The sequence below is a fragment of the Kribbella sp. NPDC048837 genome (genome assembly GCF_055586945.1).
The window spans coordinates 44,463-57,848 of sequence record NZ_JBVJHF010000002.1 but is presented as its reverse complement, the minus strand read 5'-3'; the positions used below and the strand labels follow the sequence as shown (position 1 = coordinate 57,848).

The window sequence follows — 13,386 nt, the reverse complement described above, 5'->3', positions numbered from 1 at the left end:
GCGGTGCCGGGGTTACAGGGGTGACAGTGCCTCTACAGGACGGACGAGAGATGACTGACGAGCAGGAGATCCGGACTCTGATCGAGAACTGGGTCAACGCCGTACACACCGGTGATCTGGCCACAGTGCTGGTCGATCACGCGCCGGACATCGTGATGTACGACGTACCTCCGCCGTACGACGGTGTGCGCGGGCTGGACGCTTACCGCGAGACATGGCCCGGGTTCTTCGAATGGCAACGCTCTGGGGCGTCCTTCGCGCTCGAGTCGCTGGACGTGACGGCTGGATCGGATGTGGCGTTCGCATTCGCGCTACTGCGCTGCGGCACGCCTGATGAGAACCCTGACGCACGTCTGCGGCTGACTATCGGCCTGCGCAAGGACAACGGGCGCTGGACCGTGACACACGAACACCACTCGTTCCCGCACGACAACGCACAACCCATGCCGTAGCCAGGGCGCACGTAGGCTCGTTGCATGCTGGTTCTCCGGCCGCTGGCCCCGTCGGACATCGCGATCTACTCGCGGTGGGGACAGGACCAGCGGTTCTGTGAACACGCCGGCTGGACCGTCGACCTGCCGCTGTCCGACCACGAGGCCCACTGGCGCCGGCTGGTCGCGGGTTCACAGCCGCAGCTCATCCGCCTCGCCGCGGTCCTGAACCACGAGGTCGTCGGGTACGTCGACCTGCACGGGGACGAACCGCGCCAGCGCGAGCTCGGCTACGTCGTCGGCCCGTCCAGCCGGTGGGGCCGGGGCCTCGGCACCGCGATCGCCCGCCTGGGCCTCGACCATGGCTTCGGCGACCTGGGCCTGGCGGAGATCACCGCCGAGGCGTTGGACGCCAACCAGGCGTCGATCCGCATCCTGATCGCCTTGGGCATGACTGAAACCGGCAGAGGCACCGACGAGCCCTTCGTCGGCGCTCCCTCGTTCTACCGGCAGTTCCTGATCACGAAGGCCGAGTGGGAACGTGGTCAGACATCCGCAGGATCGTCTGACTGACCAGAGCCGGGTTGCGGAGGCTCGGCAGATGGTCGACGCCAGACATCCACACGAACTCCGCGCCGGGGATGCGCGCCGAGGTCGCGCCGGCCACCGCAGCCATGATCGGACGGTCCTTGTCACCCACCATCACGACCGTCTGGGCCCGCACCTCGCTCAGGCGGTCGTAGACGGGCGCAGCCGGCTTCAGATAGTCGCCCTGGTCGAACCACGCCGGTACGGCGGCCTCGAGCTGAGCAACCGCGGCGGCGTCATCGCCCGCCGCACCCCACAACCGCAGTCCAAACCGCACCAGCCCGTCGACATCCCGGGCCGCCGCCAACGCGTCGTACTCCGCGTCTAGCTCCGGCTCGTCGGGCATGGGGAACCCCGGCACCCCCGGACACAACAGCAACAACCCATGCACTCGGGCGGGATCCTCGAGCGCGAAGCTCAGCGCCGTACCTCCACCCATCGAGCACCCGACCAACAGCACGCGCTCCAGCCCGAGCTGGTCCAGCACCGCCACCAGATCCTCGACCAACGAGAACTCTTCAGTCGGCGCCGCGGACCGCCCGTACCCGCGCACGTCGTACCGAACCACCCGCCGCCCATCCAGCACCGGCATCACCCGGTCCCACACCCGCGAGTCCCCCACCCCCGGATGCAGCAACACCACCGGCACCCCGTCCCCCGCCAGATGCTCAGCCCAAACCGCATCCACCCCAACCGAAATCCGCAGCTCCATCCCCCCACCCTCCCACCCCGAACGACCCGACCAACCGCCCAACCCCGAAGTTCAACGCGCGCCCACCTCGTTCGGCCGGGGCGTCGTGCTAGTGGTGGCGGCGGGCGAGGTGGGCGGTGATCTCGGCGTTGAGTTCCACGGTGTCGGGGAGGACCTGCAGGATTCGGCGGAAGACCTCATCTCGATCGGCGGGCGGGAGCATCACGTACGCCGAGACCGTCGAGAGTTGTCCGATGTAGTCGTGAGCGCTCATCGTCAGGCGCCGTTCGATCACCGACTGCCGGACATCGGTGAACCACTCCGACTGCTGGAGCTCCGTGCCGGGCCACTGCATCGGGCGATCCGCGGGCGTGCCGTCGGGCGACGGGACGCCGTCGTTCTCCAAGTACGGCGCACGTGCCGCGCGCACGGCCTCCTGGAGGTCCGGGTCGGCCAGCTGGATCGGTACACCGAACGAGGCGAACACTCCACCCGGTTGGACGAGTGCGGCCATGCGGGCCCACCGGCCTTCAGGGTTGGTCCAATGGAGCGCGGCAGCCGAATACACCAGCTCGTACGACGACTCCAGCGGCAAGTCCTCGAAGGCGGCTTGCACGGTGGTGACGTTCGCCGGCAGGTGTTTGCGCATCTCCGCGAGCATGGCCGCGTCAGGCTCGGTCGCCGTGACCGCGATCCCTCCCTGCGCGAACAGGCGCGTTGCCTTGCCCGTCCCGGCGCCGAACTCGAGGGCGGTCCGGATCGGCCCACCGGCGTACGTCATCACCAGATCGAGGACTTCCACAGGGTACCCGGGCCGGAACCGCTCGTACGTCTCCGCCACCGCCCCGAAGCTCAACGCCCGCGCAACCATGCCCGCATGCTGACACCTTCCACGCCCCACCGCTTGCCATTTTCCCCGCCGCCGAAGATAGGGCGGCATGTTTCCCCAGGTCAGAGGAACCTTCTGGACTGTCCCGATGCCAGGGAGTGTGCGCCGAGCCACTCGACCTTGCTCCGGGGCATCCTGCCTCCCTCAGACAAGCAGCAAAGGAATCGCGCTCAACGCCTCGTCTCGTACCTGGTCAGAACCACGCCGCCGGGAAACGTCCGCGTCTCCACCAGGTTCAGGTTCACCCAGCTGTCCAGCGCGGTGAAGAACGGTCTGCCGCCGCCCACCAGCACCGGATGGGTGACGATCTCGTACTCGTCGACCAGCCCGGCCCGCATGGCCGCCCCAGCGAGCGTGGCGCCACCGACCCTCATCGGCTCGCCGTCGTCGGCCTTGAGTCGGGTGATCTCCGCTACGGCGTCGCCGGTGACCAGGCGGGTGTTCCAGTCGACCTTGTCGATCGTCGAGGAGAACACCACCTTCGGCGTGTCCCGCCAGTTCCGCGCGAACTCGATCTGCGCCGGGGTGGCGTCGGGCTGCTGGTCGCCGGTCGGCCAGTGCGAACTCATCGCCTCCCACAGCCTGCGCCCGTACATGAACAGCCCGATCGCCAACTCCTGGTCGAGCCACCACTGAAACAGCTCGTCGCTCGGCGCGCCCCAGCCGATGTCGTCGCCGGGCGCGGCGACGTAGCCGTCCAGGGTCAGGTTCATGCCGTAGATCAGTTTCCGCATGGCGCCATGCCTTTCTGCCAGTCCGGCGGCCTTTCTCCGGCTGCCCGTCACCCCTACTACGAACGCCTCACTCCGGATCCGACAGGTCATCGGCAGAAATCTCACGAGGCGTCCCCGTCAGCGCCTATCCGGCAGTGGCGCTTGGTGGAGACCGCCTGAGCGGAGGGTGTGGGATTCGAACCCACGATGACGGTCACCCGCCATACCGGTTTTCAAGACCAAGTGATGTCATGGGGCGCAACTGGCCGGTGACCTGCGCAAACTCTGGACAGGCAGACGTGGTGACCCTCCACGCAGGCCCAAATAGGGCCTGTCCGGCCCGCGGTGGCATCCGACTCCCTCGGCCGGCGCCTCCAACAACCTCTCACGCGGGGCTGATGCGATCGAGGGGAAGCCTCTTGAACTGCCTGTACTCCTTGACGTTCATCTGGCCGGAGTCGAACGACTGCAGTGGCAGGAGAGTGATACCAGCATCTCCCGCCGGCCCGACCGCTTCGGTCCACCAGGCCTGCCACCAGTCGACCACATCCGACGACAAGAGTGAATCGTGGACGAGGGCGACCTGGACGGTCCGCGGGTCTAGGTGGCTATCCATTCTCACGCATACTTCAACGTCCAAATCCATCTGGGAGTACAGCAGTTCGTCGGTCTTCTGCAACTCCCGGAGGCGAATCACCAACGGCTTTTGAACAACGTCGCAAAAGAGGTCAGAGAAGGCGGGCCGCGACCGCCTCATTGCGAGGCGATCGCCGAACGCTCTTCGATCCTCTTCATCCACATGGCCAGCATATGTATTCAGGACTCCGAGGAGACCCTTCTCAACAGGAATCTCGATTCGCAGATCCGCAACCCAAAAACCTGGTTGGACTGCAGGCAAATGCCAGAGCCACTTGTTTCCACCGCGCTTCGACACTAGTTTCCGCTGGCCACTGTTGAGCGCGTCCGTCATTTCGAAGACCGGTGCGACCTGAATCCATGGGTGATTGGGTTCGCCTGCGCTTTCGATGATGTCACAGGTCTGCGAAGTAATCACATAGCGGCGGGGAGCCTGCGTGGACTCAGAGAGGACGACGACAGCCTGACCCAGCTCGTCAGCGTAGTCATGAGTTCGCTGCCAAACAGGGGCTTGGGGGCACGCGTGATAGACGAGCGGCAAGGGCCCATCGAGAGTCAGCGAATCGATCACATCGCCTTGTCTGATACTTGTGAGCTTTTCGAGCAACCCCGCCGGCCAGCCCTCTTTATCGGACAGGCCGGCGGTGATGGTCATCACCTCAGGCACTGGCACGTCATCGACCATCAGCCACGCCTCACCGGCTTCGGACTGACGCGAATCGGAGGCTTTCGACTCCGATTGGGCGGTTCAACTGCGGGCTCCTCTATGTCGTCCTCCAACGCCAGTTCAGCGAACTGACTCAGCCTTGGTGGCGTCACGAAGAGGAACTCTGACGCGCTACTTACGAGTTCTCCGATTCGTTCCTGATCACCGAGCATCTCGACAACGCTCGCGGGTTCGACAGCTTCTCCACCGGCCTGGATTGCAATCCATTGACGCGCATTATCAATGCCTATCCTGTCGATGACAGAACTTACAAGTGAGTGCACACCCAACAGATGCCGCACCGTTGCAGGGTAAGCACCTTTTGTGGCCCAGTTCGAGATGTTCCTCCGGGTGAATCCGCCAATCCTGGCAACGTCGACTCGGGTGACCCCTAGCCACTCAACCAAGTCCGTAACAACGCGCAGGATCTCAGATCCGGGTATCACCTTTGGACGCCCGGAATCCGGCTCCGAGTCAATCGCGACTTGAGCGACCAGCCAAGCTTCAGAAGAGTATCTCGCCGAGGTTGGCCGCATTATCTCTCTATGGATCACTTTCGCAGCGACCGGAGTCGCGGGGTCTGATCCATTCATCAGCGAGGCTACCGCGCTCAAAGTCGACAGGAATTTCCACCTAAGAGGGGGGACCCGTTCGGATTCGAAACTGGTACCTGGAGCGATGAAAAGCCCGAAATCATCATCGGAGGCGACGGTCGGCTGCCAATAAGCCGTGCTCATACTGAGCCTACGCGTCCGATTCGAGCGATTTCAGGTACTCGGGCCGTAGGCAGGCTTGAAAGATCTGCAGCGCAACAGTGTGCAGTCTCTCTACGTCTTTCATCACGGTTTCCCCCTCAAAGCGTCGACCACCCTCGCGGGCGCAGTCGGTGTCGATCAGGTACTCCCGACCGGTCCCCTCCGGCTGAACCCCATGCCGCAGCATGACGCTGAACTCACCGTCGCGCAACTGCACGATTGATTGCGAGAACGTAACAAGCGGCCCCAGTTTCGGGTGCTTTAGCACGCCGGCCAGATCGCCATCTAGCCGCTGCGTCCAATCGACAACACTGGCGAGTCCCTCCGTGTCGAGTTGGTCGATGAAGCGGAGACCGAGACGCTGCTCGATCTTCGGGCTAACCTCTGCCGCAACCACTTGCACGAGTTCGCCGAGCCGCTCACAGAATTCTGTCCAACCCGTGTAGCCGGTGCATTCGAGCGCAAAGAAGTTTGGCAGGAGCGCGACTGTCCATAACCCATCCGAGCTACGTAGGCGGTACCCATGCTGGGGCTCACCAGAGGTCTTGACGCCATCGGGGCCGACGTTGACCGCCAGGTCATGCACCGTGTGAGGCTCGATGACCTGATACCGCTCCTTGATCGCCGCATGTACCGCGAACCAAGGGGCCGGGTCTGTGGAGTCGATGGCTTCGTGCCGCAGCTGGCACACCACGAACTGCAAGGGAGCTCGTGCTAGCTGCGCATGCGACGGGGGAGGAAGGTCTTCGAACATGCGGCTCCTTTTTGGTGATGTGGGCATCTTGTGGGAAACTGTCCTCTTTCACTACGGTACCGTCAAGCGCCCAGCGCCTCCTGCGCTGGGCGGGTCGTCGGTGGCCCTAGGAGGCCTAGGCGCGCAGGAATGCCTCGATCCGCTCTAAGGCCTTCGCTTCCTGGCCGTCGACGATCTTGGCGTAGATCCGCAACTGCACCTCCAGCGAGTGTCCTGCCCACTCTGCGACCTGTTTCGGGTCGACTCCGCTGGCGAGCCATGACGAGACTGCGGCGTGCCTTAGGTCATATGGCCGCTGAGCCAGTCGTGACGACTTGGCGATCTCGGCTCCGAGCACATCTTGGCGGACTTGCTGCCACATAGCTTGGACCGATCGCCGCCTTTGTAGCGATCACGCTGAGCGTTCGTGGGGGGTGACGGTGACGAGTTGCACCGACACACGCGAGGTGTCCGGGCGGATCGAGGCTTAACGGTGTCGAAACCTGCGCTGGCGATGATGGCTGTTCACAGCTGCATGCCTCCGGCAGGGATGCGATCCGAGCGCGAACACACAATCAACAGACGTCCGCACCATCGTGACGGATGTGCTCGTGTGCGACAGCATTGAGCCAAGACTTCCGAAATGGGCGAGGAAGTCCGTGAGCCCGGGGAGGGCTCCGCATGGTTGAGCCTGACAGCACAAACCCGAGCCGTAGCACGCTCATGCAGCGCGTCGGTGACGCTCTCAAGCAGCATGAGGACGTGGGTGCGGTAGTTGGCGCGGCGATCGGCGTCGTTGGGTGGTCCTCGCTGTATGGGCGCTAGTTAATAGCTACGACCAGTTGGCAGCGAGTCGCGAGGAGTTGAGAACTAGCAATCAGCTCGCCTGGGACTACGACGGAGGTTCGCAATGCAGCGACTATCGCGGAGAGGTCCTTGATCTCTGGAAGGAACATTTGACAGCCGGCCAGATTCGCGCGTGGTTCTCCGACGAAGAAGGTGGACAGCACAACCCATATGCGGACACCGGAGATAATCTCGCCATTGATGACCTCGAGAGATCCTGCGGATCGATCGAAATGTTGCTATCGAACCTGCCGAAAGTGCCCCGCTCGGGATAAGTGGGGAGGCCAGCGCGCCCTAGCGCCAGGAGCCGTCTGGAGACCCCGTTGGAGCCGCCTTGCTATCGAGCGTCCGATCGCGGGTCTGATGGTGTGTGGACGACAGTCGCAGAGATTTGGCGTCATCTGATTGGGGTGTAACGGCTACTGTCTCTTTAATTCCACGAAGTCGCCGGGCCGGCGCAATTCCTCATGTTCCAGCCCACGCGACTCGGGTGATGATGGGCTGGAACATAAGAGGAATCCGTTCGGCAAACTGGGCCACGAAGATACCGCTACCCTGAGATCGACGGCGGGATCTGGCCACGCCGTAGAAGCGCTCGGCCGGCGGCAAGCGTGCTGTGGATTTGCTGTGCTGTGATGGGAATCGAGTCTTCGCCACTACGCCGCACGATGCTGATGTACCCGCCTTCTACCTTGCCGTCAACGACGGCTCCGTGCACGAGGAACGGCTTCAACTCTTCTTCCTGAGGTGGCATGGATACGACAACGAGGCCTTGGCCCGCGCCGGTCCGGACCGGCTGAATCTTGAGGCCGGCGGGGAAGGGAAAGAGCCGGTTCTCGATGGCCTGGCGATAGCGGCGGACGGTCACGGTGTCGACAGGAACAGGGTGTATGGACTTGATGAGCTCACCACCTGGAATGCTCTTGGTGGCCATCCCGATGACGACGATGCCGCCTTCCTCAGCGTTTGCGAATCGACTCACCGCTTGGGCAAGCGAAATCTGGCCCCTGGGCGAGGACAGATTGTAATGCTCTGCCTTGACGTCGAGCCACGGCCCTTCGGGTTGGCCGATGAGGAGATCTGCGCGGCCACCAAGGATGAGGTCGACCACGGTGTCGCGCGTGAGGTGACCTGTAATGGCAGCATCGAACAGCGTCTTCACGCTGTCGGCGGCGTTGTAGAACCGCTCCAGGGATTTTCCTCGCGTCGGCATTGTGAGTTGGGCTGCGTGAAAGTAGGGAGCGGAAGGGCGATTGTCGTCGGCCTGGACACCGGCCAGCCTCGCCTTAAGACGACGAAGAAGTGGTTCGACCAGCGGAGCGAGCAGGGTGCGAAACTGTGCGTCGTCGTCGAAGTATTCGTCACTTACGAGGCTGCAGCTAACTGCGAGGCGGCCGTCATCGAGCAGGATGAACGAGATGTCGTCAACGACGGCGTGTTTGGGCTCGTACTGGTCCTCAGGAGCAAGGTCAATGCACACATTCGCTGGATCGGCGTCCTCCCGCCGTGCCTTACGCAGGGCGCGGGCTAGATCGGTCGCTGTCGCCACCGCGAGGTCGTTGCGCTTGATGATCAGCGAGTAGGCCCCGTCCCAACGGCGTCGCTCGCCACCGAAGAACCACTCGTCGCGGTCATATCGGACAGTGTCAGTCACAATGAGCAGCCTTCCACAATCGGCCCAGCGCGATGATGTGTGAGGCTCGCAGCCGGGATCAGGGCCGCACTGACGCAGGCCCGCACAGGGCCCGAACAGCCGTTTCAGCCGGACCCTGCCGAACATGGCCGGACACCGAGGCAGGTCGGCCCTAGCGCGCTCCTGCGACGTTTCCGCAGGTCAGGTACCGCCTTCGATAGGTAACAGGCGGAGGGTGTGGGATTCGAACCCACGATGACGGTCACCCGCCATACCGGTTTTCAAGACCAGCGCACTCGGCCGCTATGCGAACCCTCCTGACGGCTGTGCCGCCGAGCGTCGAGGATAGCGCAGGGCAGTGGGGTGGAAGTCGAGTGCGGGGGCGGGTGGCGGCCGGTATGGTCGCGGCACAGGCGGACGGGCCGCCTGGGGTACGGACGGAGGTGAGCGCAATGTCTCGGTCGTTCGAGGACGTGGCACACACCGTCCGGTCGGCGCGCTGACCAGCGGCTGACCGGGCCATCCGGCCGGCTGTGGTGCAGCCGACCGGGTCCCGCCGGCGTCACGCCGGCAGTTCCGGTTGTTCCGTCGTGCCCTCTGGAGCTCACGCATGCGTTCTCTCGGTACGTACCTGCTGCCGTCCGCACTCGGATCCGACTTCCGCAAGATCTGGCCGGCCTCGATCATCTCCAACCTCGGCGACGGCGCCATGCTCGCCGCCGGCCCGCTCCTCGTCGCCTCGATCACGAGCGAACCGGCCGCCGTCGGCGCGGCCGCCTTCGTCCAGCAGCTGCCATGGCTGCTGTTCGCCCTGTTCAGCGGCGCACTGGTCGACCGGCTCGACCGCCGGCTGATGGTGGTTGCAGCAGACCTCTTTCGCGCCACGGTGCTCGCCGCACTCGGCGCCGCCGTACTGCTCGACGCATCGCCCCTGTGGGCGATCTATCTGTCGCTCTTCCTACTCGGTACGGCGGAAACCCTCGCCGACAACGCATCCAGTGCGTTGCTCGTGAGCGCCGTACCCAAAGCACACCTCGGTCGGGCCAACGCGCGCCTATTCGCCAGTGGGACCGTTCTGCAGCAGCTAGGCGGTCCACCGCTCGGCGCACTGCTGTTCGCAGTCGGGGCCGGGGTGCCACTGGTCTTCGATGCGATCACCTTCGCCGCTGCGGCCGCCCTGATCGCGCGGGTCGCCGTACGTCCGCCCATGCCTGAGCAATCGGGTACGGCGCTCTGGACCGAAGTGCGCGAGGGAGTCCGCTGGCTCTGGCACCACGCCGGCGTACGGACGTTGGCGTGCTCGATCCTGGTCATGAACATCACCTTCTGCGCGGCCTTCGCGACCTGGGTGCTGTTCGCCCGGGAGCGGCTCGGTCTGAGTGAGACGCAGTTCGGACTGCTCATCTCAGTCGGCGCAATCGGAGCTGTCCTCGGCATGCCGGCGTACCACCTGCTAGAACCGCGAGTCGGCTCACTGACTCTGCTGCGCGCCGGTCTGGTGATCGAGACGACGGTCCACCTGATCTTGGCGCTCACCCGGAGCCCGTGGGTCGCCGGCGCGACCATGGCGGTGTTCGGCGTCCACGCGGTGGTGTGGGGCATCGTGTCGACTACAGCTCGGCAGTTGGCGACGCCGGAGCCGCTGATGGGGCGAGTGAACAGCGTCTACTTGCTGGCCTCGGTCGGCGGGGCCGCGATCGGCTCGGCACTGGGCGGCGTACTCGCGCAGCGGTACGGACTGGCCGCGCCGTTCGCCGTTGCGTTCGTGGCGATGGTGCTGATGACAGCGGTCGCCTGGCGGCCACTTCGAAACGTCTCGGTACGCCGGGTGCCCGCAGCGGACTGAAATCGGTTGGAGCGGCTCGGAGAACGATTGCTATGTTCGTTGACGCCGAGCCGATGCGATGGGAGAGCACTGTCATGCCCACAGCCACATCCCTCGGTCTCCCGAAGGTGCGCGGGCGCGTACCACTCCTGGTCGCGCTGGCCATCGACTCGTTCGGCGGCGGGTGCGCCGGGCCGCTTCTGCTGCTCTACTTCGTCAGGGTCGCCGACGTACCACTCGGCAAGGCGGGGCTGGTGCTGACGGTCGCGACTCTCTTCTCCATCGCCGCACCGGCCGCGGTGGGTCAGGTAATCGACAGCGTGGGGCCGCGCAACCTGGTGATCGGCGCGCAGTTCGCCCAGGGCCTCGCGTTCACCGGCTTCTTCTTCGGCCGGTCGCTCTGGCTCCTCTTCCTCTGCGCGCTCGTGATGACGACCGGACAGCGGGCGTTCTGGTCCGCGATCTTCAGTCTGCTGGCTGACGTCGCGGACAAGGGCGACCGCGACAGATGGTTCGCCCTCGGCGGCATGATGCAGGCAGGAGGGTTCGCCCTCGGCGGTCTGGCGGCCGGCGCACTGCTGGCCATCGGTGGCGACACACCGTTCCTGATCGCGATGGCCCTCGACGCGATGACGTTCTTCGTGGCCGGTCTGCTTCTACTGCGGTTGCATCCGTCGCACCACGAGCAGACCAAGCACGACACCGGACCGGCTCCACTCCTGCGCGAGGACAAGCCGTTCCTGGTGCTGATCGCCGCTAACACCCTGCTGGCCCTCTGCATGATGATGTTCGGTGTCGGACTGCCTGTGTACATCGCTGAGGCACTGCCCGTATCCAAGTGGCTGGTCGGCGTCCTGTTGGCCGCGACCAGTGTGGTCCTGGCGACCGGCCAGACACTGGTCATACGGCACACCGAGCGTCGTCGTCGTACGAACGTGATGGCCATGTCTGGCGTGGCCTGGGCGGCGTGGGGCCTGCTGATGGCGTCGTTGCTGCACCTGCCGGGGGCGCTGGTGGTGCCTGTGCTCGTGCTGGCCACGGCCTTCTTCGCGTTCGCCGACGTACTGCATGCTGCGACCAACAACGCGCTGTCGGCCGCAGTGGCGCCGGTGGTCGGACGCGGGAAGTATTTGTCCTACTGGCAGTACAGCTTCACGTTCGCGAGTGTGCTGGCGCCTGCGTTCTTCGCGCAGCTCTTCGAGGTGCACCACGAGCTTCCGTGGCTGGCCGTGAGTGCTGTGGCCCTGGTGGCCAGCGTGACGATGCTCGCGCTGGGACGGGTGATCCCGCAGAGCACCGCTCAGCACGCCTGACCCACACCCTCAGGGGCAGGTTTGCCCAGTAAATCTGACGTGTCAGGATGCGTTGCGCACTGTCGAACATCTGTTCTAATGTTTTCCCAGTTCGCGGTTCTCCACCCCGGATCGTCCGGTCGACCGAGCCTCCCACCTTCGATGTGGACGGCCGCCGGGCGCCGCCGCCCGGGTTGTGAGGACCCGGGCTGTGGAGAACCCTTCACCTATCGGGTACAGCTGAGGAAAGACGAGGTGATGATCGACGGAAGGACAGCGACACATGCTGCTGGAACACCGCGGCCGCCGACCGGTCGTGCCTGAATCCGCTTACGTCGCCCCATCGGCCGTGCTCTGCGGAGCCGTCGTGCTGGCCGAGGGCAGCCGAGTCCTGCACGGTGCGGTGCTGACGGCGGAGAACGGCGAGGTCCGTCTCGGTGAGAACAGTGTGGTGATGGAGAACGCCCTGGTGCGCGGCCGGGCCGACCATCCCGCCCTGCTCGGCGACGCGGTCCTGGTAGGTCCCCATGCACACGTGAACGGCGCCACGGTCGAGGACGAAGTCTTCATCGCCACGGGCGCCGCGTTGTTCCCCGGTTCTGTCGCCGGCGCAGGCGCGGAGCTACGGATCAACAGCGTGCTGCACGTGAACTCGCGCCTGGAACCTGGCGCGGTCCTCCCGATCGGATGGATCGCGGCCGGCGACCCGGCCCAGCTCTTCTCGCCTGACCGGCACGAAGAGCTCTGGCAACTCCAGCGCGAACTGGACTTCCCCGGCACCGTGTACGGCGTACCCCGCGGCACGCCGATGCGCGACATCATGTCCCGCCAATCGACCTACTACGGCGCCCACCAGTCCGATCGCCTCCTCGAGTCGTGATCGCTGATCTCTGCTGCTCGACCCTGTGATCGCTGGGCGTGTTCCGTGATCGCTCGGCGCGTTCTTCGGCCAGGCGGTCGCCATCAACCGGTGGTGAGGTTGCGCAGTTCGAAGCGGCGTACTTGGGCAGGTGCCGTGCCCGCGCACGTCAGGCGGGCGTCGATGGTGTCGAGGTGGACCGACAGCTCGACGGTGATCGGGCCAGTGGTGGAAGCGAGCGTCACCAGCCAGCGGTGATTGGGAAGCTCCTGAACTGCTAGAGGACGGAGGTTGTCGACGGCAAGTGGTTGGCCGGCCGCACGCGCGAAGTGCTGCGCTGCTTGAACTGGTGGTGTGAACGCACCCGATCCACGGAGGAGATCGGGTACGACGGTGCCCTCGTCGTACCGCTTGGCGAGTTCGACGGCGCGGGTCACCGACACATGCCCGTAGAACAGCCCATGCGGCAGTACGACGACATTTGCCGCGAACCTGTCGCCGCCGATGTGACTGCATTCCCAGGTCCGGTCAGGGTAAGCAGCCGCCAACGCCGCAGCCACCGGCCGCCCCCGCACGGCACAACACGCGTCATGCCGCCCATGCGTGCACACCAAATACACCGGCTCGTGACTGACCGTCCCCCGGTCCGCACCCGCAAGCACATCCAGCACATGCTCATCCGCAGGCAACTCCCCCCACCGAACCGACTCCCGCCCCGGCCGGCAATCCACCACCCCCCACCGCCGCGCCGCCCCCCGATCCACCCGCCCAAACCGCCGAACCAACACC

14 protein-coding genes and 2 tRNA genes are annotated in these 13,386 nt (G+C 65.0%); 5 read left to right on the top strand and 11 right to left on the bottom strand.

The annotated features are described in order from the left end of the window. The first annotated feature begins 50 nt into the window (after positions 1-50). Both ACZ6O0_RS08200 and ACZ6O0_RS08195 read left to right on the top strand, forming a co-directional pair. On the top strand, positions 51-452 hold the full coding sequence (locus ACZ6O0_RS08200; RefSeq protein WP_465764143.1) for a YybH family protein: 402 nt from the start codon (positions 51-53) through the stop codon (positions 450-452). A gap of 24 nt (positions 453-476) precedes the next feature. Beyond that, positions 477-1,004, top strand: coding sequence for a GNAT family N-acetyltransferase (locus ACZ6O0_RS08195; RefSeq protein ID WP_465764142.1), 528 nt, complete (start codon positions 477-479; stop codon positions 1,002-1,004). On the opposite strand, the gene ACZ6O0_RS08190 is transcribed toward ACZ6O0_RS08195, so the two are convergent. The 10 genes from ACZ6O0_RS08190 to ACZ6O0_RS08145 all read right to left on the bottom strand — a co-directional run bounded on the left by ACZ6O0_RS08190 (position 952) and on the right by ACZ6O0_RS08145 (position 8,939). Continuing rightward, positions 952-1,731 carry an alpha/beta fold hydrolase gene (locus tag ACZ6O0_RS08190; RefSeq protein ID WP_465764141.1) on the bottom strand — a complete coding sequence of 260 codons (780 nt, stop codon included), beginning with the start codon at positions 1,729-1,731 and terminating at the stop codon, positions 952-954. The genes ACZ6O0_RS08195 and ACZ6O0_RS08190 overlap by 53 nt on opposite strands. Positions 1,732-1,819: 88 nt before the next feature. Further along, positions 1,820-2,581 carry a class I SAM-dependent methyltransferase gene (locus ACZ6O0_RS08185; RefSeq protein WP_465764140.1) on the bottom strand — a complete coding sequence of 254 codons (762 nt, stop codon included), beginning with the start codon at positions 2,579-2,581 and terminating at the stop codon, positions 1,820-1,822. Between the two features lie 188 nt (positions 2,582-2,769). Beyond that, positions 2,770-3,333, bottom strand: a complete 564-nt coding sequence (locus ACZ6O0_RS08180; protein WP_465764139.1) for a dihydrofolate reductase family protein — start codon at positions 3,331-3,333, stop codon at positions 2,770-2,772. Between the two features lie 160 nt (positions 3,334-3,493). Further along, a tRNA-OTHER gene (locus ACZ6O0_RS08175) sits at positions 3,494-3,624 on the bottom strand. A 73-nt stretch (positions 3,625-3,697) separates the two neighbouring features. Then, positions 3,698-4,633, bottom strand: a complete 936-nt coding sequence (locus ACZ6O0_RS08170) for a hypothetical protein (RefSeq protein WP_465764138.1) — start codon at positions 4,631-4,633, stop codon at positions 3,698-3,700. Next, positions 4,633-5,391 (bottom strand): hypothetical protein, encoded by a 759-nt coding sequence (locus ACZ6O0_RS08165; protein WP_465764137.1) that lies wholly within the window; start codon positions 5,389-5,391, stop codon positions 4,633-4,635. The genes ACZ6O0_RS08170 and ACZ6O0_RS08165 overlap by 1 nt, the downstream gene beginning before the upstream one ends. 7 nt (positions 5,392-5,398) lie before the next feature. After that, positions 5,399-6,163 carry a TIGR04255 family protein gene (locus tag ACZ6O0_RS08160; RefSeq protein WP_465764136.1) on the bottom strand — a complete coding sequence of 255 codons (765 nt, stop codon included), beginning with the start codon at positions 6,161-6,163 and terminating at the stop codon, positions 5,399-5,401. A gap of 115 nt (positions 6,164-6,278) precedes the next feature. Next, positions 6,279-6,524: a hypothetical protein gene (locus tag ACZ6O0_RS08155; RefSeq protein WP_465764135.1), complete on the bottom strand. Its 246-nt coding sequence runs from the start codon at positions 6,522-6,524 to the stop codon at positions 6,279-6,281. Between the two features lie 1,014 nt (positions 6,525-7,538). Next, the gene (locus ACZ6O0_RS08150; protein ID WP_465764134.1) at positions 7,539-8,642 is read right to left on the bottom strand and encodes a hypothetical protein; all 1,104 of its coding nucleotides are present in this window, start codon (positions 8,640-8,642) and stop codon (positions 7,539-7,541) included. Between the two features lie 208 nt (positions 8,643-8,850). Next, positions 8,851-8,939, bottom strand: a tRNA-Ser gene (locus tag ACZ6O0_RS08145). 292 nt (positions 8,940-9,231) lie between these two features. Here ACZ6O0_RS08145 and ACZ6O0_RS08140 point away from each other — a divergent pair. The 3 genes from ACZ6O0_RS08140 (at position 9,232) to ACZ6O0_RS08130 (ending at position 12,618) form a co-directional block, all read left to right on the top strand. Continuing rightward, positions 9,232-10,467, top strand: coding sequence for an MFS transporter (locus tag ACZ6O0_RS08140; protein WP_465764133.1), 1,236 nt, complete (start codon positions 9,232-9,234; stop codon positions 10,465-10,467). Between the two features lie 74 nt (positions 10,468-10,541). Continuing rightward, the gene (locus tag ACZ6O0_RS08135) at positions 10,542-11,759 is read left to right on the top strand and encodes an MFS transporter (RefSeq protein ID WP_465764132.1); all 1,218 of its coding nucleotides are present in this window, start codon (positions 10,542-10,544) and stop codon (positions 11,757-11,759) included. Positions 11,760-12,021: 262 nt separating this feature from the next. Next, positions 12,022-12,618 carry a gamma carbonic anhydrase family protein gene (locus ACZ6O0_RS08130; protein ID WP_465764131.1) on the top strand — a complete coding sequence of 199 codons (597 nt, stop codon included), beginning with the start codon at positions 12,022-12,024 and terminating at the stop codon, positions 12,616-12,618. Positions 12,619-12,701: 83 nt separating this feature from the next. Here the strand turns inward: ACZ6O0_RS08130 and ACZ6O0_RS08125 are convergent, their stop codons facing one another. Beyond that, positions 12,702-13,217, bottom strand: a complete 516-nt coding sequence (locus tag ACZ6O0_RS08125) for a sucrase ferredoxin (RefSeq protein ID WP_465765568.1) — start codon at positions 13,215-13,217, stop codon at positions 12,702-12,704. Positions 13,218-13,386: the final 169 nt, after the last annotated feature.